The 22125-nt window shown below is 66.6% G+C and carries 15 protein-coding genes; 2 read left to right on the top strand and 13 right to left on the bottom strand.

Annotation, left to right across the window (positions count from 1 at the left end; all coding sequences use genetic code 11):
* Nucleotides 1-1404 (top strand): S8 family serine peptidase, encoded by a 1404-nt coding sequence (locus AB4Y92_RS20105; protein WP_441821278.1) that lies wholly within the window; start codon nt 1-3, stop codon nt 1402-1404.
* A gap of 23 nt (nt 1405-1427) precedes the next feature.
* Here AB4Y92_RS20105 and AB4Y92_RS20100 read toward each other — a convergent pair whose 3' ends face one another.
* Nucleotides 1428-2495, bottom strand: coding sequence for a helix-turn-helix domain-containing protein (locus AB4Y92_RS20100; RefSeq protein WP_441821277.1), 1068 nt, complete (start codon nt 2493-2495; stop codon nt 1428-1430).
* Between the two features lie 434 nt (nt 2496-2929).
* On the opposite strand from AB4Y92_RS20100, the gene glmS reads away from it, so the two are divergent.
* A complete protein-coding gene (gene glmS / locus AB4Y92_RS20095) occupies nt 2930-4762 on the top strand; it encodes a glutamine--fructose-6-phosphate transaminase (isomerizing) (RefSeq protein ID WP_441821276.1) in 1833 nt (610 codons plus the stop codon).
* Between the two features lie 118 nt (nt 4763-4880).
* Here glmS and AB4Y92_RS20090 read toward each other — a convergent pair whose 3' ends face one another.
* The 12 genes from AB4Y92_RS20090 to AB4Y92_RS20035 form a co-directional block, all read right to left on the bottom strand.
* Nucleotides 4881-5642: a YdcF family protein gene (locus AB4Y92_RS20090; RefSeq protein ID WP_441821275.1), complete on the bottom strand. Its 762-nt coding sequence runs from the start codon at nt 5640-5642 to the stop codon at nt 4881-4883.
* 2 nt (nt 5643-5644) lie between these two features.
* Nucleotides 5645-6904 carry a glycosyltransferase family 4 protein gene (locus AB4Y92_RS20085; protein WP_441821274.1) on the bottom strand — a complete coding sequence of 420 codons (1260 nt, stop codon included), beginning with the start codon at nt 6902-6904 and terminating at the stop codon, nt 5645-5647.
* A gap of 6 nt (nt 6905-6910) precedes the next feature.
* Nucleotides 6911-8557 (bottom strand): heparinase II/III family protein, encoded by a 1647-nt coding sequence (locus AB4Y92_RS20080; RefSeq protein WP_441821273.1) that lies wholly within the window; start codon nt 8555-8557, stop codon nt 6911-6913.
* A 40-nt stretch (nt 8558-8597) separates the two neighbouring features.
* The gene (locus AB4Y92_RS20075; protein WP_441821272.1) at nt 8598-10745 is read right to left on the bottom strand and encodes a bi-domain-containing oxidoreductase; all 2148 of its coding nucleotides are present in this window, start codon (nt 10743-10745) and stop codon (nt 8598-8600) included.
* Nucleotides 10746-10825: 80 nt separating this feature from the next.
* Nucleotides 10826-11923 carry a hypothetical protein gene (locus AB4Y92_RS20070; RefSeq protein WP_441821271.1) on the bottom strand — a complete coding sequence of 366 codons (1098 nt, stop codon included), beginning with the start codon at nt 11921-11923 and terminating at the stop codon, nt 10826-10828.
* On the bottom strand, nt 11920-13251 hold the full coding sequence (locus AB4Y92_RS20065; protein ID WP_441821270.1) for an oligosaccharide repeat unit polymerase: 1332 nt from the start codon (nt 13249-13251) through the stop codon (nt 11920-11922). Before AB4Y92_RS20065 ends, AB4Y92_RS20070 begins: the two co-directional genes overlap by 4 nt.
* A gap of 12 nt (nt 13252-13263) precedes the next feature.
* Complete coding sequence (locus tag AB4Y92_RS20060; protein ID WP_235113546.1) at nt 13264-13797, bottom strand: acyltransferase; 534 nt, start codon at nt 13795-13797, stop codon at nt 13264-13266.
* 9 nt (nt 13798-13806) lie between these two features.
* A complete protein-coding gene (locus AB4Y92_RS20055; RefSeq protein ID WP_441821269.1) occupies nt 13807-14328 on the bottom strand; it encodes an acyltransferase in 522 nt (173 codons plus the stop codon).
* Nucleotides 14325-15617: an oligosaccharide flippase family protein gene (locus AB4Y92_RS20050; RefSeq protein WP_441821268.1), complete on the bottom strand. Its 1293-nt coding sequence runs from the start codon at nt 15615-15617 to the stop codon at nt 14325-14327. The genes AB4Y92_RS20055 and AB4Y92_RS20050 overlap by 4 nt, the downstream gene beginning before the upstream one ends.
* A 31-nt stretch (nt 15618-15648) precedes the next feature.
* The gene (gene wecC / locus AB4Y92_RS20045; RefSeq protein WP_441821267.1) at nt 15649-16905 is read right to left on the bottom strand and encodes a UDP-N-acetyl-D-mannosamine dehydrogenase; all 1257 of its coding nucleotides are present in this window, start codon (nt 16903-16905) and stop codon (nt 15649-15651) included.
* A 107-nt stretch (nt 16906-17012) separates the two neighbouring features.
* Complete coding sequence (wecB, locus tag AB4Y92_RS20040) at nt 17013-19370, bottom strand: non-hydrolyzing UDP-N-acetylglucosamine 2-epimerase (protein WP_441821266.1); 2358 nt, start codon at nt 19368-19370, stop codon at nt 17013-17015.
* Nucleotides 19371-19890: 520 nt separating this feature from the next.
* A complete protein-coding gene (locus AB4Y92_RS20035; RefSeq protein WP_441821265.1) occupies nt 19891-22119 on the bottom strand; it encodes a polysaccharide biosynthesis tyrosine autokinase in 2229 nt (742 codons plus the stop codon).
* Nucleotides 22120-22125: the final 6 nt, after the last annotated feature.

Here is a 22125-nt window from a genome sequence, read left to right as displayed (position 1 = left end):
ATGGCCAAGCCAATCTCACATCGCTTATCGCAACGCCGGGCGCTCGCCTCGGCGCTCGCGTTCGCCTGCGCATTGAGCGCACAGGCGAACGCGGCGTCGGGGCCGTCCGACAAACCCGAAGACGATCTTCCGATTCAACAATTCATCGTGCGCTACCTGCCCGACAGCCCGGAATTCAAGGACGAACAGGCGCTTCAACTCAGTCTGGACCGCGTCGCGGAGAAACTCGCCGATGCTCAGGGCCGGCCGTTGAAACTCCTGCATGTGCGCAGGATGGCGCTGGACGCCGACGTCGTCGCCACCGACCGGCCGATCGACGCCGATCTGGCGCAGGTCTTGATGGAGCGCTTCGCTTCCGAGCGCAGCGTGCAGGTGATCGAAGCCGACGTATGGTTGCGCGGCCTGATGAATCCGAACGACGCCGACTATCCGCGGCAATGGGATTTCTACGATCCGGTCGGCGGCGCCAACGTGCCGCGCGCCTGGGACATGTCCACCGGCGCGCGCCAGACCGTGGCGGTCATCGACAGCGGTTTTCTCGGTCATGCCGATCTCGATGGAAATCTCGCCCCGGGCTACGATTTCATCAGCACCACCAACGGCGGCAATGGCGGCTCCAGCGACGGCGACGGCCGCGATCCGAATCCCTACGACAACTCCAACGTCCAGCACGGCATGCACGTTGCCGGCACGATCGCCGCGGTCACCAACAACGGCCAAGGCGTGGCTGGGGTGGCCTTCAACGCGAAGATCGTGCACGCGCGGGTGCTCGGCAACGGCGGCTACGGCAAGCTGTCGGACATCGCCGACGCGGTGGTCTGGGCGTCCGGCGGCGCCGTGCCCGGGGTGCCGCAAATCGCCGATCGTGCTCAGGTCATCAACATGAGCCTGGGCGGCAGCGGTCACTGCAACTGGGCCTATCAACAGGCGATCGATTCCGCCGTCGCCCGAGGCACCACGGTCGTGGTGGCCGCCGGCAACAACAACGCCGACGCGTCGAATTTCCAACCGGCCAGCTGCAACAACGTCATCGCGGTCGCGGCCAACACGATTCAGGGAAATCGCGCGTCGTATTCCAACTACGGAGCGGCGATCGACATCACCGCGCCGGGCGGCGACGGTTCCCTGGGCGTGTACTCGACGGTCGGCAACAACGGTTACGGCTACAAGGCCGGCACTTCGATGGCGGCGCCGCACGTGGCCGGCGTCGCGGCGTTGATCGGCAGCGTCAAGTATCAGACGCCGGCGCAGATCGAAGCGGTGATCAAGGCCACCGCGCGGCCCGGGCCGGCCGGTTGCCCCAACGGTTGCGGCGCGGGGATTCTCGACGCGGGTGCCGCGGTCGCGCGGGTGGGGACAGTCGATATTTCGCCGATTCTGCAAATGCTGTTGCTGGACAATTGATGCGGCCGGCGCCGCGGCGCGACTCATTCGCCGCGGCGTCGTTCGCGATCCATTCCGGAGTGAATCCAGCCGCGGTAGTCGCGATCGGTCGGGGACGATTCGGGTAAGCCGTTGCCATTGCCGGCACCGGCCGACGCGGAACCGGCGTCCGAGACGCTCTGCTCGCGCGGCGCGTGGCCGAAGCGATGGCGATAGCTGCGACTGAACTGCGACGCGCTGGCGAAGCCGTAGCGCCAGGCCAGTTCGCCCAATCGCGGCTTCGCGCATGGCCCGGGCGTGCGCAGCGCGCGATGGATGGCGTCCAGGCGCGCGGCCTGAATGAAATGGCGAACGCCGCCGTCCTCGCCGAACATCCGATATAAGGCCGAACGCGATACCCCGACCTCGCGACTGATCCGTGTCGCGCTCAGGTCGGCCGATCCCAGGTGCGCGCGGATGTAGTCTTCGACACGTTCGCGTTGCCGAAGCGGCGGCTCGTGCGTTTTGCCTGAAGCGGCGCGGCTGTCATTGAGAACGTGCGCGGTCAGCAGATCGACGACGCAGCGCGAAAGCCAGGCCGCGCCTTGCCGCGGCCAGCATTCCCGATGTCGCGCGATCGACTGCAGGTAGCTGATGACGGGCGCATAAGGCTTCGCGTCCAGGCGCAGGCCGTGCATCGATCGCGCTCGCGCCGGCAAGCGATCGCGAGGCACCATCAGCATCGCCGCGTGTCCCTGCGAGGCAGTCCAATGCGAGGGGCGGGTCATGTCGGCGATGACGATCTGCGAGGGCCTGGCCTGCACACAGTGCTGTTCGGTCGCCAATTCGACGGTGCCGGCCAGGCACAGGTGGAAGTAGTAGTAATCGAATTCGTCGCGGCGCAGCAGCGAGGCATCGCGGCGCGCGCGATAAAAAGCGCCCGGGCTGCTGCGCATGAGGCAACGCCCGATCAGCACGCCGTCCAGATTGCTGCCGCTGAAATCGCATCCGAAGCCGATGTCGCGGGCCGACGGCGCCAGGTCGAACAAAGTATTTTGCCTGCGCCAGGCGTCGAAGGCCTGTTCAGGCCCCGCCGGCGCGGTCGAAAATCGGTAAATGGGCGCGCGTACCATCGCATCGATCGTCCTTGAGCCGCGGCGGACCGCCGGATTCCGCAGTCCGCACCGTGATTGCCAATGCATCGCCTGGACGGCTCGCCTTGACCGCGTCCCGGGCCCTGTCGCAGGCCGTGGCGCGCGTATCGAACCGACTCATCCGGAAGTTCGCAGCGCGAGCGATTAACCCGACGCGGGAAATGAGAGCCCGGTCGCATTCGTGCGCATCGGGGTCGAAGGCATTTTTGTTACGCGGCGGATAAGGGCGATACGCACAGGTGCGTGAACAGGCGGCATGAGCGCCCGGCTTAACGCGGCCTGAAATAGTTTGGAAAATCGAGGCCGCTAAAGCGTCGCAATGCGCTCGCATCGATCTTGGTCGGGACGCAAGTCGCGCCTGTTGCGCCGCCAGATGGATAAACTATCGCCACTTCCCCCGGAGTACTTCCAGCATGTGCGGAATCGTTGCAGCGATCGCGGATCGCGATGTGGTATCGGTCCTGATCGACGGACTAAAACGCTTGGAATATCGTGGCTACGATTCCTCCGGCATTGCCGTGTTCGACGGCGCGCAACTGCGCCGCGTGCGCCGCACCGGCCGCGTCAGCGAGATGGAGAACGCCGCGCAGGCGGAAGGCTTCCATGCTCAGATCGGCATCGGCCATACCCGCTGGGCCACCCACGGCGGCGTCACCGAAGCCAATGCCCACCCGCACATCAGCTTCGGCGAACTGGCGGTGGTGCATAACGGCATCATCGAAAATCACGACGAACAGCGCGAGCGTCTGCGCGCGGCCGGTTACACCTTCGAGTCGCAGACCGACACGGAGGTCATCGCCCATCTGGTGCATTTCCACCAGAAGCAGGGATTGGATTTGTTAGCCGCAGTGCAAGCGGCGGTCAGCGAACTGGTCGGTGCCTACGCGATCGCGGTGGTGAGCAAGCACGAGCCCGGCCGTTTGATCGCCGCGCGCATGGGCTGCCCGCTGCTGATTGGCTTGGGCGAAGGCGAGAACTTCGTCGCCAGCGACGTGTCGGCGATTTTACAGGCCACGCGCCGTGTCATTTTCCTGGAAGAAGGCGACACCGCCGAAGTCAGTCGCGCCCAGGTGCGGGTGTTCGACCAGACCGGTGTGGCGATCGAACGCGACGTGCATGTGTCGGATGTATCGCTGGCCTCGTTGGAGCTGGGCCCGTACCGCCACTTCATGCAGAAGGAAATCCACGAACAGCCGCGCGCCATCGCCGACACCATCGAAGCGGTGATGGACAACGGCGGGTTCTCGGCGGAGTTGTTCGGCGCGCAGGCCGAATCGGTGTTCGCCGGTGTCGAAGGCGTGCAGATCCTGGCCTGCGGCACCAGTTACTACGCCGGCCTGACCGCGCGTTACTGGATCGAAGCCATCGCCGGCCTGCCGTGCCAGGTCGAGATCGCGAGCGAATACCGTTACCGCGCCGCGGTGGCGAATCCGAAGCAGCTGATCGTGACGATTTCGCAGTCGGGCGAAACCCTGGACACGATGGAAGCGCTGAAGTACGCCAAGTCGCTGGGCCACGACAAGACCTTGTCGATCTGCAACGTGCCCGAGAGCGCGATCCCGCGCGCGAGCAAGCTGGTGTACTACACCCGCGCCGGCGCCGAGATCGGCGTGGCGTCGACCAAGGCGTTCACCACGCAGCTGGTCGCGTTGTTCACGCTGACTGCGACCTTGGCCAAGCTCGGTGGCAAGTTGAGCGTGGAACAGGAAGCCGAATTCGTCGATGCGCTGCGTCACTTGCCCGGCAGCGTGCAGCACGCGCTGAACCTGGAACCGCAGATCATCGGCTGGGCCGAYCGYTTCGCRCCCAAGCAGCACGCGCTGTTCCTGGGCCGCGGCGTGCATTACCCGATCGCGCTGGAAGGCGCGCTCAAGCTCAAGGAAATCTCCTACATCCACGCCGAGGCGTATCCGGCGGGCGAGCTGAAGCACGGCCCGCTGGCGTTGGTGGACGCGGACATGCCGGTGGTGGTGATCGCGCCGAAGGACAGCCTGCTGGAGAAGGTGAAATCCAATATCCAGGAAGTGCGCGCGCGCGGCGGCGAGATGTTCGTGTTCGCCGACCTGGACAGCCACTTCGGCGAATCCGAAGCGGTGCACGTGATCCGCACGCCGCGCCACGTCGGCGTGCTGTCGCCGGTGGTGCATGCGATTCCGGTGCAGCTGCTGGCGTATCACGCGGCGCTGGCGCGCGGGACCGATGTCGATAAGCCGCGCAATCTGGCCAAGGCGGTCACGGTCGAGTAAGCGCGGTGCGGTCGGTTTCGCGAATCGCCTTCGGCGTTCGCGAGACCTTCGATAAGAAAACGGCGCCTTTCGGGGCGCCGTTTTCGTTACAGCTGCTTTCGTCCGGCAGCACGGCGGCTTAGATCACCATCGCCACCAACAGCCCCGCGTACTCGCGCAGCCCGCGCGCGCTGTAGCGCAAGGCGCGCATCGACGGTTGCCAGGGCGTAGCCGCGCTCAACAGCGGCGGCGCTTCGGCCGGCGCCAGCGGCAACGCCGGCAGTCGTTGATGATTGAACCAGCGCAGCGCGCGCGGCATATGCATCGCCGAGGTCACCAGGATCACCCGCTGCCAGCCGCGTTCGCGCGCGATGCGGGCGGCGTGTTCGGCGTTCTGGCGGGTGTCGCTGCTGCTGTCGTCCTGGATCATCGCCGTCTCGGGCACGCCGAGTTTGGTCAATGCCTCGGCCATGATCCGCGCCTCGCTGATGCCGCGGCTGGTGCCGTTGGGGCCGCCGCTGAGCAGGATCGTCGGCGCGCGCTGGGCATGCCATGCGCGCGCGGCGGCGGCGACGCGGTTGTCGGCCAACTCCGGCGACTGCGCGTCGCCGCTGTCGAAACGGTCGAGGCGGCCGATATCGCCGCCGAGCACGACGATGGCGTCGGCCGCCGGCATGCCTTCGGCGGACTGGCCCAGGTAAGCGCGTTGCAGCGAATCGCGCAGCGCGTCGGCGGCGGCCGGCATCGACCACAGCAGCGACCACACCGCGCCGGCCAGGAACAACGAGACGCCGCTGCGGCGCCAGCGCGCCAGCCAGGCCACCACCGCGAGCCCCGCCGCCAGCAGCGACAGATGCAAGGGTTCGATCAACCAGCCCAGCGCGGCGGCGACGGCGTCCATCGTTACGAGCCTTTCGAAGTCGGCAACATGCCGCGGGTGTCGTCGTCGAGCAGGCGCAGCAGCGCGTCGCTCATCAATCCGGCCTGGCGATCGCGCGAATACGCCGGCGCGGCGGCGACGCTGGCCGCGCGCAGGCGCTGCAGGTATTCGGGATCGCCGGCCAACTGGGCGATCGCATCGGCCATGGCCTGTGCATTTTCCGGCGCGACGCACAGCCCGCAGCCGGTGCTTTCGACGATGCGCGTGGCTTCGCCGCGCGGCAGCGACATCAACGCCGGAATGCCCATGCCCATGCCTTCGAACAGCTTGGACGGAATCACGCTGCCGAACACCGGGTTGTCGCGCAGCGGAATCAGCGAGATGTCGCACAGCCCCCACAGCTTGGGCATCATCTCCTTGGGCTGGCGCGGAATCATGCGCACGTTCGCCAATTGCCGCTCGGCCACCAGTTGTTCGACCCGCGCGCGTTCGGCGCCGCTGCCGGCGAAGAAGAACACGATGCGCGGATCGTGGCGGAGTTTCTCCGCGGCATCGACCACCGTTTCCAGCCCGTGCGCCATGCCGTGGGTGCCCAGGTAGCCGACCACGAAACGGCCGTCCAGATCGTACTGCTGCGCCATCGCCGCATCGCGGGCGCACGGCACGTAGCGCTGCAGGTCCACGCCGTTGAGCACGACATGGATCTTGCCGGCGTCGATGCCGCGATGGATCAGCTCCTCGCGGAACGACTGCGTGACCGGGATGATGGCATCCGCGCTGCGGTACAGGAACATCTCCAGCCGCTCCAGCACGCGGATCGCCAGGCTGCGCTTCATCGCCCCGACCGCGGTGATCGAGGCCGGCCACAGGTCGCGCAGTTCGAACACGAACGGCCGGCGCTTGAGCCGCGCCAGCATCCAGCCGCCGAGTGCGCAGAAGAACTGCGGCGAGGTGGCCACCACTACGTCGTGGCGGCGCTCGAACAGGCCGGCGACGGTGGAGGCGGCCATGAAGCTCAGATAGTCCAGGGTGCGCTTGATGAAGCCTTCGTTGGCGGTGATGTAGGTCTTGACCCGCACCACGCGGATGCCGTCGATGGTTTCCACGCTGCGCCAATCGTTGCGGTAACCGTCGAACAACTTGCCCTCGGGGAAGTTCGGCGCGCAGGTGATCACGGTCACCTCGTGGCCGGCGCGCACCCAGCGCACCGCGTGCTCATAGGTGCGCGTGGCCGGTGCGTTGCCCTCGGGCGGGAAATTGTCCGAAAGAAAAAGAATGCGCATGAGAGCTCAACAATCCCAGAGGAACAAGGCGACCGCGTTGCCGACGGCCGGGTCCAGCGTCGCCTCGATGACCCGGCAGGCGCGGCTGAGGCCGAATTCGGGGTGATAGGTGCTGGCCGCGGTGCGTTCGGTCGCAGGCTCGATGCGCCAGCGCAGGCCGAAGTCCGCGTCCAGGTGCAGGGCGTGATCTTCGATGCGGATGTCCGGATGCACGCGGTAGCGCGCGACAGCGCGATCGAAGGCGCCGTCGATGCGATCCTCGATGCGCAGCGCGCCGGGTTGCAGCACCCAGCGGCGATGGTGCACCGGCCGGCCCTTCAAGCGCCGGTAACCGTCGTGCGACGCGGCCAGCCAGGCGCCTTCGCCGAAGTGGCCGTGCTCGACCGCCGATGCGCGGGCGCGGCGGGCGACGCGGAAACTGCTCCACACCTCGGAGGAATTCTGGCCGTCGATCTCGATGGTGTTGTGCGCGGACGTGCCGCGTTGCCACAGCCGCTCGGCGCCGATGTCGTAGCGCGAGGTGCCGGCGTTGACCAGCACCCGGCGTCCGCGCAGCGACAGTTCGAAGCTCAGGGTGTCGGCATGGGCGTGGCCGGGCAGATAGTCCGGGCCGATGTCGCCGACGTCGGCGATCACCACCGCGTCGCCGCATTGCAGACGCGCGTAACCCGAATCCGGCAACAGCTGCAAGGCTTCGTCGGACGGCGCCGGCGCTTCGATGCCGAGCGCGAGCGCGTAGGCGGACAGCTCGGCGAAGTTGGGCGCGATGCCGAGCGCGGCGTCGTTGAAGAAGGCGATGCCGCCGTCGGGATGGGTCATCACGCTGAGCCAGCGCAGCATCGCGCCGGCCTTGTCGCGCCACAGCGCCACGTCGGTGTGCGGCACCGCTTCGGGGAACAGGCGCGCCAGCTGGACCATGTCGAGCAGGTCTTCGAGCAGGATCGCGTGATACATCGGGCTGCGTTCGAAGTGGCCGCCGTCGGCGAGGATCTGCTCGTCGATCTCGCGGCGCAGCCCGTTCAAACCTTCGCTGCGCCAGCGTTCGGCTTCGGCGCCCTGGAAGAACGCGCCGGCGAACAGCAGCGCCTTGTAGTTGGCCCACAGATGATTGCCGAGCAGATGGCGTTCGAGCCGGCGGCGCAGGAAACGCACCTGGGTCGCCAGACTGTTCAGCGCCGAGCGCTCGCGGGCGGCGTCGCCGAAGGCCTGCCCGGCGCAGCGCCATTTGATCCAGTTGACGATGCGCAGCGACAGGCAGTACGGCTCCCAGCCGTTGCCACCGGCCGGCGGATTGTCGGCGATCCAGCGCGCGATCAGTTCGCGGTGCCAATGGCTGCGCGAAGGCGCGCCGTCGGCGTTGAGGTCGTCGAAGTAGTGCAGGTTGTACAGCCACAGCTTGGGCAGCTGGGTGCTGTTCCAGTCGTTGCCGGCCAGCTCGCGTTCGTCGTTCAAGAAACGGAAGCGGTTCGCGCCCAGCATCGAGGGCTTGCGCGCGCAGGCGGTCCAGCGCGTGTCGGTGGCGGCCGGCGCGGGCGCCGGCGCGTGCTCGATGCGCGGCCGATGCAGCCGGTGCCAGGCGCGGCCGTAGATCTGCACCGGGCGCAGATAACGCACGGTATGCCACATGCGCGGCAATCGCGAGGCGATGCTCATGCGGCGCACCTGCAAGCGGGCGTGAAGGCGTTCATGCGCGTCAGACCGAGGCGTCCAGTTCGATGGTGACCCGCGCCACTTCGAAGATTTCTTCCGGCGAGATCGGCGGAGGCGACTTGCCTTGCACGGCCTGCATGAAGGCGGCGGCGCAGGCGGCCTGGCCCTTGTCCTGGCTCCACAGATTCATTTTGCTGAAACCCGGCCAGCCGTAACCGCGCAGCTTGCGGAAGTTGTCCAGCGCCAGCACGCGGCCGGCTGTGAACACTTCCAGGCGTTCCTTCGGGAAGCTCTTATGGCCGTTGGCGAGGTAATGCACGGTGCCGAAGGAACCGTCGGCGAAGCTCAGGGTGAAGCTGATCCGGTCGCTGCGGATGCCGCTGGCGTCGCCGACCGCGGTGAGCTGATGGCCGACGATCGGCGAACCGGCGAGGAAGCGCAGCAGATCGACGAAGTGGCAGGCCTCGCCGATCAGGCGGCCGCCGCCGAGTTGCGGGTCCTGGGTCCAGTGATCGGCCGGAATCGCGCCGGCGTTGACCGTCATCACGAACGACTTGGGTTCGCGCACGCCGGCCAGCAGCTGGTGCATCTTCTTCACCTGCGGGGCGAAGCGGCGGTTGAAGCCGACCATCAGCACTGGCGGAGTGCCGTAGACCGATTGCTCGCCGTGCGCCTTCTCGATGGTCTGCAGTTCTTCCAAGGTCAGGCACAGCGGCTTTTCGACGAACACGTGCTTGCCGCGGCGCAGGGACTTGAAGGTCAGCTCGGCGTGGCTGCCGTGCTGGGTCGCGATCACCACCGAGCCGACGCTGGCATCGCGCAGCAGCGCGTCGGTGTCGGTGCTGGCGTTGCGGAAGCCGTACTTCTTGCCGAAGTGGACGCTGTTGACGCCGTTGTTGGTCACCACCGTGTGCAGCTTGGCGCCGGATTTGACGAAGGCCGGAATCAGCACGCGGCCGGCGTAGTTGCCGGCGCCGATGAAGGCCACGCCGGCGCCGTCGACATCGCCGGCGACTTCGCGCACCGCCGGCTTGGCCGGCAGCGGCACCTTGCGCCGGATCAGGTCGTCGGGCATTTCTTCGCCGCGGCGATAGTCGAGCATGATGCCCAGCGAGGGTTCGCCGCCGCCGAGCACGCTGTAAGCCTGTTCGGCATCGGCGATGCCGTAGCGATGGCTGACCAATGCGCTGGCATCGACCGCGCGGCTGGCCATCATGTCCAACACCGCTTCGAAGTTGCGTTGCTCGGTCCAGCGCACGAACGCGACCGGATAATCGTTGCCGCGTTCTTCGTAAGAGGCGTCGTAACGGCCCGGGCCGTACGAGCACGAAACCTGGAACGACAGTTCTTTCTCGTAGAAATCCGCGCGCGACAGTTCCAGGCCGGTGACGCCGACCAGGACGATGCGGCCGCGCTTGCGGCACATGTGCGCGGCCTGCGAGACCGGTTCGTTGCTCTTGGTCGAAGCGGTGATCAACACCGCATCGACGCCGCGGCCGCGCGAGAAGGTCTGCGCGGCGGCCAGCGGATCTTCGCCCTTGGACAGGTCCACGGTCTGCGCGCCGTAGCTGCGCGCCAGCGCGAGCTTGGCCGGATCGAAATCGATGCCGAGCACGCGGCAGCCGTGCGCGCGCAGTAACTGCACGGTGATCAGGCCGATCAGGCCCAGGCCGGTGACCACCACGGTTTCGCCGAGGGTGGGCTGGACCAGACGGATGCCTTGCAGCGCGATCGCACTGAGCACGGTGAACGCGGCGGACTCGTCGTCCACTTCGTCCGGAATCTTCGCGCACAGGTTGACCGGCACCGCGACCACTTCGGCGTGCTTGCCGTTGGAAGCGACGCGGTCGCCGAGTTCGAACCCGGTCACGCCCGGGCCGATGCCGATCACCGTGCCGACGTTGCAATAGCCCAGCGCCAGCGGTTGATCGAGCTTGCTGCGCACCGCGTCGAGCGTCGGCGCCAGGCCGTCGGTGCGGATCTTCTCCAGCACCATGCGCACCTTGTCCGGTTGCTGCCGCGCCTTCTGCAGCATGTTGGCCTTGCCGAACTCGACCAGCATGCGCTCGGTGCCGGCCGAAACCAGGGTGACGTGGCTGCGAATCAGCAGATGCCCGCGGCGCAGCGCGGGAGCGGGGACGTCGGCGACTTCAGTGCTGCCGTCGCGCAGGTTTTGCAGGACTTGTTGCATGGCGGTTCCGATGCGTTGAATGCGGGGGAGGGGAGCTCAGGCACGGAGCGCGGAGCGTGTTGCGATGGAATTGACAAGGTTCATGGCGGCAGCTGCGCGCATTCGGCGACCACGCGGGCCATCGCCGTGTCCCAGGCCTCGTAGCGCAGTTGCCGCAGGCCTTCGCGGCGCTGATCCAGCAGCGAGCGGTCGGCGTCGATGCGCAGCAGGTCTTGCGCCAGCCGCGCGCCGTCGCCGTACTCGACCAGGAAACAGGCCTGGGCCTGTTCGAACGGGGCGGAGGTGGACAGGCCGGGATTGGTGAAGAACGGGATTTCCAGCGCGGCGCAGTCGAACCATTTGTTCGGCTCGGCCAGGCGGTTGATCTCCAGCGCCGGATCGTAGAAGGCCAGCACCACGTCGGCGCTGAGCAGCATCGCCAGCGCGTCTTCGTTGCTGACGATGCCGCGGTAGTTCGCGCCCATCTGCTGGGCCAGGCTTTGCGCGTCCTCGCCGAGCAGGCGCCCGGCGCCGACGAACTCGATGCGGCCGGCGGTGGCCTCCATCGCTTCGCGCATCATCCGCGCGCCGCGCTCGGGCGAGATCAGGCCGCTGACGAGCACCCGCAGGCGGCCGTCGCGGTAAGGCCGCGCCGCCGCCATCTGCCGCGCGCGGGTGATCACGTCGCTGTGCGGGGTGTTGCGCACGATCCGCACGTTGTCGCCGTCGTTGCCGTCGGCGCGCGAGGCGCCCGGGACCACGTGCAGCGAGGCCTTGCGGCCGATGAAGCGTTCGATGGCTTCGATCGCGCGCTTGACCGGCGCCGGCCAGGCGTAGCTCTTCGACAGCTTGTCGCGATCCAGGAACACGAACCGGCAGCGCCGCAGCGAGGCGACGATGGCGCACGGCAGCGCCGCGTCCAGGCGTGAGCAGAAATACACGCCGGCGCGCGGCTGGAAGAACACGCGCACGGTCAGCCACGCCATCCACAGCGCGTAGCCCAGCGCGTTGACCGCGCCGCCGCCCCACGAGCCGAAGCTCAGCAGCACCTTGACCTTGGGCAGGTCGGCGTTTTGTTTGTCGCGGCTCCAGATCCAGAATTCGTACGGGATGCGCGCACTGTCGAGCACTTTCGACAACTTGCTCAGGTACGGATTCTTCAGATAGGGATTGCCTTGTCCCAGGATGATCGCGTTCATGCCATGGCTCCGCGCATGCGGATGGGGCGGTTGCCGACCCAGGTGACGGCGTACAGCAACAGCAGGGTGATGAAATAACGGCTCCAGCCGCCGAGCAGTTCCATGTAGAGAAATCCGGAAGAGAACATGAAGATCGAGAAGCTGTAGATCACCACGCCGACCGGCGTGACCACGCGCCGGCGCGCATAGACCTTGCGGATGCCGGCCAGGCAGGCGCCGTTGATCGCGCCGAACGCGATCAGTCCCAACAGACCGAAGTTCATGTAGCCCTCGGTCGGCAGGCCAGTGGTGTAGGAGGTGAGTTTTTCGCCTTCCAGGGTGTAGCTGCCCGGATAGATCATGTTGCGCAGCGCCGGACCGCCGCCGAAGGGCTTGTCCGGCCACAGCGCGCGCGGGATCGGATTGACCGCGGCGGCGAACACGGTCTCGCCGTAGACGAAGTCCCAGCGCGAGTCGTTCTGCGCAAGCCAGGTCAGGTTTTCGGCGTTGCCGAAGGCGCCGTTGAGGCCGTACACCAGCAACTGCACCGGGCCTTCGCTGGTGACGCTGGAACTGTCGGCGCTGTCGAGCGTGGTGCGCACCTTGGCCCAGGCCGACAGGCCCAGGGCGATGATCAGCAGCAGCGGCAGCAGCATCAGTGCGCGGCCGATTTCGCCGCGGTAGATAGACAGCGAAGCCAGCAGCAGGATCGCGATCAGGATGAAGACGAAGTTGCGGTTGCCCATCGCCACGAACGCCACCGCCACCACCAGCACCACGCCGCCGATCGGCAGCAAGCGCCAGCGCGCCAGCGGCGGGCCGTCGGTGCGGCGCGAGGCGAGGTAGTTGGTGACCAGGATCGCGCAGTAGCAGATCGCCGCGAACGCCAGCACCACCGCCGGGCCCATGCCGCGGCGGATCATGATGCGGTCCTTCATGTAGTCGGCCAGGTCGTAGCTGGCCACCGTGCGCGCCAGGTAGATCACCGCGCACATCGCCGGAATCCCGACCAGCACCAGCACGCGGCGGCGCTCGCGCCGGGTCAGGCTGCGCACCTGCGGCAGCACCGGCCGGCTCAGGCCGCCGTTGAAGGCGTAGCCGCCGATGCCGGACAGGCAGAACACCAGCGAGAACATCAGCGCCGCCAGTTTGGCGTCGAAGGAGTAGTAGAACGGGTAGGTCTGGACCTGATGCAGATCCTTCAGCCACGGGATGAAGCCGTAGATGAAGGCGACGGTGAGGATGAAGACCAGGATCGGGTTGACGAACAAACGGTCCAGCCGGCCGCCGATGCGCGTGAACGCCAGCATCACCAGGCCGATGAAGAACACGAAGTAGAGGATCGCCATGCCGTCGTCCTCCTAGCCCGCGCCGTCGATGTCGCGACGGAAGATCTCGCGCGCCGGATTGCCGGCGTACACGGCGAAATCCGGCACGTCCTCGGCCAGCACCGCGCCGGCGCCGACGATGGCGCCGCGGCCGATGCGCTTGACCCGCGGCAGCACGATCGCGCCGGCGCCGACCCAGGCGAAGTCCTCGATCCGCAGCGGCGAGAACTCGATCGGATTGCGATGCCAGTCGGCATGGCCGCGGCGCACGACGTGGTTGTGCGTGAAGATTTTCGCGCTTTCGGAAATGGCGACGTGATCGCCGACCTGCACCCCGCCGGAGTAATCGATGTAGGCATCGGCGCCCAGCTCGACTCCGCGACCGAAGGCGATCGCGGCGTGCTCGCTGCGGTGCGCGGCGACCACCATCACCCGGTCCGACACGCTCATGCGTTCAGCGCGGAAATGCCAGCGGTACACGCGCGTGCGCAGCCCGCGCAGGCCGGGCAGGCCGAACGCGGACAAAGTGCGCGCGAACACGTAGCAGGTCTTGGACAGGGCGGACATGCCGGCGCCTCAGCCTTCGCGCAGCCGGTCGGGATACAGCTTGCCGACGTAGTCGCTGACCGAGCCGACCACCTGACCGGGGCTGCCGACGACGATGCTCAGCGGCGGAATCGTGCCGCGCACGACGCTGCCGGCGCCGATGATGCAACCCGCGCCGATGTCGGCGCCGGGCATGATGATCGAACCGGTGCCGACGAAGCTGTAGCGGCCGATCGATATCGCCTTGACGCGGATTTCCGGCGGATCGAAAAACAGCCCGAGTTCCTTCGCGACGGTGTTGATCGCCGCGTCGTGGGTCAGGATGCGCACGTTGCTGGAAATCGTGCAGCCCTCGCCGAGGGTGATCAGCGAGTAGTCGGTGCCGTCGAACCAGATCTTGGCCGACAGGTAATTGGGCAGGCCGTCGATGCGCGCGCCCTCCGACTTCAAATACCAGGTGTACAGACGCGTGACCAGGCCCGGCTTGATCAGCCAGCCGATGCGGATCGCACCCAGGACCACGGTTTTCTTCAACAGACGGGCGACGCTCATGAATTGCTCCGGGCCAGCGCCTTCCAGCGCAGCTCGTTTCGGTTGAACAGGGCGAAAGTCAGCAGCTGCAGCAGCGAGGCGAGGAAGTACGCGAACGCAAGCCCGGTCGCGCCGCCGTGCATGTGCAGGGCGACCGCGGCGGTGGCGAGCAGGACCACGCAGAACACCGCGTTGCCGTACAGCAGGATCGACGGGCGGCCGTCGGCGGTGGCCTTGCGCATCAGGATCGTGGTCGGCGCGGTCGCCACCACCGAGGCCAGCAGCCACTGCAGCGGCTCCACCGAGCCGGCGTAGGCCGGGGCCAGCGCGCGGATCAGCGGCGGCGCCGCCAGCGCGGCCAGCAGGGCGATGCTGCCGGTGATCGCCAGCAGCAGCGCCATCGAATGGCGCAGCACCGTCGAGGCGCCATGGCGATCGCCCTGGGCCAGGGCCGAGGACAGCATCGGCAGCGCCGCGTTGGCGACCACGCCGATGCCGAACAGCAGGATCGAACGGGCCTGATTGCCGAGAGCGAAATGACCCAGGTCGGTGGCGCCGTCGGCGGTGTGCGAGAGCATCACCATCACCAGCCACATCGCGGGCACGGTCAGCAGTCCCGCCAGCGACGAGGGCAGGCCGAGCCGCCACAGCACCGACCAGTCCGCGCGCGTGGTCGCGCGCAGCGACAACTTCAGGCCGTGTTCGCGGCGGTAGCGGCGCAGGCTGCGTTCCTGGCCGACGGCGATCACCATCTGCGAGGCGATGTAGCCGTACATCGCCCAATGCAGATCGCGCTGAGACGCCGCCAGCACCATGATCGCGAAGGCGATAGGCGCGCTGAGCAGATTGGCCCAGGCCTGTTCCTTGACCCGGCCCACGGCCAGGGCGACGCCGTTCTGGATCGCGGTGAGAAATCCCGCCAACACCAGCAGGCTGGAGCTGGCGTACACCGGTGTGAGCGTGGGGTCGTGTCCGACGTAGCGCGCCACCAGCGGCGACAGCGCCACGATCGCCACCGCGAACACCAGCGAGATCAAAAACGCCGAGCCGTACGACACCGACCACGCCACCGCCATGCGCTCGCGCGAACCCTGCAGGGCTTCGGCGACGATCTTGGTCGCCATCTGCCCCAGGCTGAGCGCGCAGAACGTGGTGAACAACAGCGCCGTGGTCTGGATCAGGGTGAACTGGCCGAACGCCTGCGGCCCCAGCAAACCGGCGACCAGCAGCACACCGGCGAAGATCGCCCCGCGCGAGGCCATGGCGCTCACGGCCGAGAGACTGGCGGTGGTGATCAGTCGTCGGATCATGGCGCCGGCGTTCCGTCCGAGCCCAAGCGGCTCAGACCCAGATGCCCTTGGTATCGACCAGGCGCAGGTGCGTGGGCGCGGCCTGTTCCCGGAACGGCTTGTGATCGACCAGCAACAGGCCGATGTCGGCTTGCGCGCTGGCGGTGGGGAAGTCCACCAGGATCAGGTTCGGCGATTTGAGCTTCTCCGGCAGGGCGTCGATGTGCGGCTCGACCGCGAGCACCTTGCCCGGGTGGCGCGCGGCCAGTTCGATGGCGATGTCGAGCGCGGGGCTTTCGCGCAGGTCGTCGATGTCGGGCTTGAACGACAGGCCGAACACGGCGATGGTCAGGTCCTTGTCCTGCTTGCCGTCGGCCTTGGCTTCGGCGATGGCGGCATCGACCTTGTCCATCACCCAGCGCGGCTTGCTGTTGTTGACTTCGCGCGCGGTGCGGATCAGTCGCGCTTCTTCCGGCGCGCTGTCGACGATGAACCACGGGTCCACCGCGATGCAGTGGCCGCCGACGCCGGGGCCGGGCTGCAGGATGTTGACGCGCGGATGGCGGTTGGCCAGCTGTACCAGATCCCACACGTTGATGCCGAGCTTGTCGCAGATGATCGACAGCTCGTTGGCGAAGGCGATGTTGACGTCGCGGAACGCGTTCTCGGTCAGCTTGCACATCTCGGCGGTGCGCGCGTTGGTGACGATGCACTCGCCGCGCACGAAGCTCTTGTACAGCTCGCAGGCGCGCGCCGAGCAGCGCGGGGTCATGCCGCCGATGACGCGGTCGTTCTCGATCAGCTCGCGCATCACATGGCCCGGCAGCACGCGCTCGGGGCAGTGGGCGACGTTGACGTCGGCGTCTTCGCCGGCGTCCTGCGGGAAACTCAGGTCCGAACGCGCTTCGGCCAGCCACTGCGCCAGCTGCTCGGTCGCGCCGACCGGCGAGGTGGATTCAAGCACCACCAGATCGCCCTTGCGCAGCACCGGCGCCAGCGCCTTGGCGGCGGCTTCGATGTAGCGCAGGTCCGGCTCGTGGTCGTTCTTGAACGGCGTGGGCACCGCGATCAGATAGGCGTCGGCCGATTCGGGCTGGATCGAGGCGCGCAGGTAACCGCCCGAGACCGCCGCGCGCACCGCCACGTCGAGATCGGGCTCGACGATGTGGATCTCGCCGCGGTTGATCGTATCGACGATATTCCGGTTCACGTCGATGCCGATGACCTGCTTGCGCACGGCGGCGAAAGCGGCGGCGGTGGGGAGGCCGATGTAACCCAGGCCGATGACCGAGACGGTGTCGAAACTCATAAAGACTCCAGTGATCCTCCGTGCGGGGAGGGTGTTGCGCTCAAGGGTGTGGGGTGAACGCGCTACGCCCGCACCCAAGGGCGCGGGCGTGGCGGCGACGCGAAAACTCAGGCAGCGAGCAGCGAATCTTCGCGGTTGAAACTGGCCAGGGCCTCGACGATGCGCTGACAGGCCAGACCGTCGCCGTAAGGGTTGTGGGCGAAACTCATCGCCTCATAAGCCTTGCGATCGGTCAGCAGTTCGGTGATGCCGTCGGCGATCAGCTGGCGATCGGTGCCGACCAGCTTCACAGTGCCGGCGGCGACCGCTTCGGGCCGCTCGGTGGTGTCGCGCATCACCAGCACCGGCTTGCCCAGCGAAGGCGCTTCTTCCTGGATGCCGCCCGAATCGGTGAGGATGATGTAGGCCTTGTTCATCAGGTAGACGAAGGGCAGGTAATCCAGCGGCTCGATCAGATGGACGTTGGTGATGCCGGTGAGCAGGCGGTTGACCGGCTCGCGCACCTGCGGGTTGAGGTGCATCGGATAGACGATATCGACGTCCGGATGGCGCAGCGCGGCGTCGCGCAACGCGTGGCAGATGCGCTCGAAACCGCCGCCGAAGCTTTCGCGGCGATGGCCGGTGACCAGCACGATGCGCCGCTGCGGATCGAGGAAGCTGAATTGCGAGGCGACTTCGTTGCGCAGCGCCGGCGTGCGGTCGATGCGCACCAGCACTTCCTTGAGCGCGTCGATCACGGTGTTGCCGGTGACGGCGATGCGCTCGGTCGGAATGCCTTCGTCGAGCAGGTTCTGGCTCGACAGCGTGGTCGGCGCGAAATGCATCGCCGCCAGCGCGCCGGTGAGCTTGCGGTTGGCTTCTTCCGGCCACGGCGAATACAGGTTGCCGGTACGCAGGCCGGCTTCGACGTGCGCCACCGGAATCTGCTGGTAGTACGCGGCCAGCGTGGTCGCCATGGTGGTCGAGGTATCGCCGTGCACCAGCACCACGTCGGGCTTGAGCTCGGACAGCACCTGCTTCATGCCGGTCAGGATCGCGGTGGTGACGTCGGTGAGGTCCTGCTTGGGCTTCATGATGTTGAGATCGAAGTCCGGCTGCAGGTCGAACAGGTTTAGAACCTGGTCCAGCATCTGCCGGTGCTGGCCGGTCACGCACACGCGCGCGTCGAAGCGAGGGTCTTGCGCCAGCATCTTCGCCAGCGGCGCCATCTTGATCGCCTCCGGACGGGTGCCGAACACGCACAGGGTCTTGATCGCGCGCGAGGGCTGCGACATCGCCACGTTGGCCGGCGTGGATAGCGGATGCGAGGCGAATTCGCCGGCGAGGTTGTTGCGCGCATAAGCGGTGGCCGGCGCCGGCGTGGTCTTCAGCGGCACCGAGCCTTCCGGCGCGAACGCCAGTTCCGGCGTGTCCGATCCGCCCGACATGCCGCGCAGGCGCTTGAGCTTGTCGCCGTGTGCCAGCGCCAGCGAGTAGACGGCCATGGCGAAGAAGAACGCGAGCAGGCCGACCACGACCGGCAGATCGCGCAGCGCGTAACCCACCGCGGTGAGCGCGCAGGCGATGCCGACGATGGTCATCAGCGCGGCCTTGGGCGAGCGCTGGTGATCGAGCAGGATGTAGTGCAGATGCTGGCGGTCGGGCTTGAACGGCGACAGACCCTTGCTGACCCGGCGGTACATGACGGTGAGCGTCTCGAACACCGGCAGGGCGATGCACCACAGCGCTTCGGCCGCGTCGATGCGCGTCGCGCCGCGCTGGCTCAGGTAGATCAGGCTCCACGCGGTGAGGTAACCGATCAGCATGCTGCCGGCGTCGCCCATGAAGATCTTGCGCTCGTTCATCCCGCCCAGGTTGACGAACAGGTACGGAACCAGCGCGACGAACAGCAGCAGCATCAAGGGCAGCGCACCCTTGGACAGCACGCCGCCGTTGTCGAACAGGAAGATCGCGCCGATGCCGACCATCGCCATGCTGCCGGCGAGGCCGTCGATGCCGTCGAGCATGTTGAAGGCGTTGATCAGGCCGACCACCGCGATCACCGTGACCGGAACGCCGATCCAGCCCAGGTGGATCGCACCGGTGCCGAACAGATTGCCCAGGTCGTTGAGGTAGACGCCGCTGCCGGAAATCATCACGCCGACCGCGATGGTCTGGATCAGCAGCCGCGCGCGCACGCTGAGGTCTTTCGCGTCGTCGATCGCGCCGGTGACCACGATCAGGCTGGAGGTGGCGATCAGGCAGACCGCGAAGCGATCGGCCAGGCCCAGGTAGAGGGCGCCGGCGAGCAGGCCGAGAAAGAAGCTGATCCCGCCGATGACGGGAATGTGGCCCTTATGCTGTTTGCGCGCGTTCGGCCGGTCGATCAGACCTAGCTGCCCGGCGACCGGGTACATCGCGTACATCGCGATGCTGGTGACCACGAACGTCAGGGCGCACGCGATGACGAACTGTTCTTTCATCATGACCGTTGTATCCAAGGAAAGTCTTCGGTAGACCCATCCGACGACCGCCCCCTTCGGTCAATCCTGTTTTCTTGCTTCGCGATTCTTGCGCGCCGTTGTTGCGATGTATCGGCGGCGCGCGATCACGTTGAATCGATAGATCTGCTTCGGTGTCGATGCACGATTCGTTGTTCGCCCGCGCCGGCCTGGAAGCGTTTGCGTCCGGGCCAGCAGCGGGCGGAATCGTGCCACTGTTCAGTTGCTAAATACTGTGCGCTAGTAGTTCGTTTGTTTGTGCTCGTTACGGAAGCGTGCTGCTCGTTCACATGCGACACATATAAGAATTTCTTACGTCAAAATGATCATTGCGGTACATCGCATCGTAATGGCGACGGGCAGCTCGGTTGCTTCAGGAATCACCATTTCTCACTGCATTTTCCCGCGTTCCGCGGAATTTCGCGTTCGGGAACATGAGCGAAAACAAAACAGCGGGCAGGGCGTGCAATAGTTGCGATTGAAATCGTAATAATTTCCCGCGCCATCACTTCTCCGGCGTCGCCCGGTATTCATAACCGTATGCGTAGTTAGTGTCGTGACGGCGTTCGACAGCGTTGAATACCGCGCCCTTGAGGTCGATGCCGTTTTGTTCGAAACGCTGAATCGCCATCGACAGTTCCTTGGGCGGATTCAGGCCGAAGCGCACCACCATGATGCTGGTGGCGGCGTGGCGGCCGATGATCGCCGCATCGGTCACCGCGAGGATCGGCGGCGTATCGATGATGACCAGGTCGTATTGCTGCGAGGCCATCTTCAGCAGCACGCCCAGGTTCGGGCGCATCAGCAGTTCGGACGGATTGGGCGGCGCTTCGCCGCGCGGAATGAAGTCCAGGCCGGGAATGGCGGTGGCGCGGGTGGCGGTCTTCACGTCGATGCGGCCGATCAGCAAATCCGACAGACCGTTGTGCGGGTCCTGGCCCAGCACCTTGTGCAATGTGCTGCGGCGCAGGTCGCCGTCGATCAGCAGCACGCGCTGTCCGCCCTGCGCGATCACCGCGGCCAGGTTGGTGGACACGAAGGTCTTGCCGGCGCCGGGGCTGGCGCCGCACACCATCAGGATGTTGTTGTTCGCTTCCATGCGGGCGAAGTGCAGCGCGGTACGCAGGCTGCGCATGGCTTCGATCGCCAGATCGTTGGGCGCGTCGAGCGCGAGCAGATGCGGCTTGTCCAGGCGCGTGCCGTTGCTCTGCAGCTTGCGGCCCAGCTTCTGGTGACCGCGCTGGAAGTCGCTCATCGGAATCGAAGCGTAGATCGGCAGGCCGAGCTGCTCGATTTCCTTCACGTCCTCGACGCCGCGGCTGAGCATCTGGCGCAGGAACACCCAGGCCACCGCCAGGAAACCGGCGACGAAGGTGCCGATCATCACGATCAGCAGGCGCTTGGGCTTGACCGGCTGGCTGATGTCCACCACCGACTTATCGACGATGCGGGCGTTGCCGACCGTGCCGGCGCGGGCGATATCCAGCTGCTGCGCCTGATTGAGCAGATTGGTGTAGGTGAGCGTGCTGACCTGCACTTCGCGGGTCAGGCCCAGCAATTCCTGCTGGGTCTGCGGCAGCACGCTGATGCGGTCGTTGATCTGCTGCTTGCGCGATTCCAGTTCGCCCAGCTGCGACATCAGGGCCTTGTAGGCCGGATGCTGCGGTGTGAAGCGGCGGCTGACTTCGGCCTGCTGCATCTTCAACTGCGAGATGCTGGTGTCCAGCGCCACGATCTGGTCGAGCAGCGATTGCGCGTCCAGGGTGATATCGACCGTGTGCGCCTGCTCCTGGTACTTGGCCAGCGCGTGCTCGGCCTTTTCCAGATCGCGCCGCGTCTTGGGCAACTGCCCGTTGACGAACTTCAGGCTGTTGGCGGCTTCGGCGGAATTGCGTTCGACGTTTTGCTTGGTGTACTGGCGGGTGATCGCATCGAGCGTCTGCGCGGCCAGGTCCGGATCGCCGAGCTGGTAGCTCAGCTGCAGGATGCCGGAGTCCTTCGCTTTTTCCGTGGCGATCAGGTTGTTCTGCAGCGCGGTGATGATCGCCAGGCGCGAGAGCTGAGTGATCTCGAAGCGCATGCCCGGATTGGCGGCGATGTCCTTGACCTGCAGGCTGACGCCGCCGCCGGTGGCGGTTTCGCCGACCTTGCCGCTGAGCAACTGGGTGTCGTCTTCGTCGTACAGGCGGTAGGTGCCGGCCTCGCCGACGACCAGGGTCAGCGGCTTGGCGACCAGTTCGTCGGTGACCGTTAGCTGCGCCACGTGCAGGCTTTCGCCGCCCCAGCCGTAGCTGTTGAGGCCCAGCCACGGCGAAGCCACGTCGCCCGGGCGGGTCGGCTGATAGCGGCGCGCCATCAGACCGCCGATCAGCACGAAGCGGACCGGTTCGATCTGCACGTCCAGCTTGAGGTCCTGCACCGCCTTGCCGACCACCGAGCGCGAAGTCAGCAGCGCGATTTCGGTCACCGCCTGCGGCGCCGAATCGGTCAGCGCCTGGGTGACCGCGGTCAGGCCGGGCAGGGTCGGCGCGTTGGACTCCACCTGCACCATCGCATTGGCCTGGTACACCGGCGAGGCGAGCAGCGCATAAGCGACGGCGAGCACGAAACCGATCGAAGTGACGGCGACGATCAACCATTTGTGATCGAGCAACGTACCCAGCAGCGCGGCCAGGTCTATCTCATCGTTGCTTCTGTCCTGGTACGGACCGGGCGTCGTGGGGGCTGCCGACATGGAGGA

Origin of the sequence: Lysobacter sp. TAB13 (genome assembly GCF_052113885.1) — a bacterium.
Taxonomy (GTDB): domain Bacteria; phylum Pseudomonadota; class Gammaproteobacteria; order Xanthomonadales; family Xanthomonadaceae; genus Lysobacter; species Lysobacter gummosus.
The sequence above is the reverse complement of the archived record's forward strand: the minus strand, read 5'-3'. Positions and strand labels throughout refer to the sequence as shown.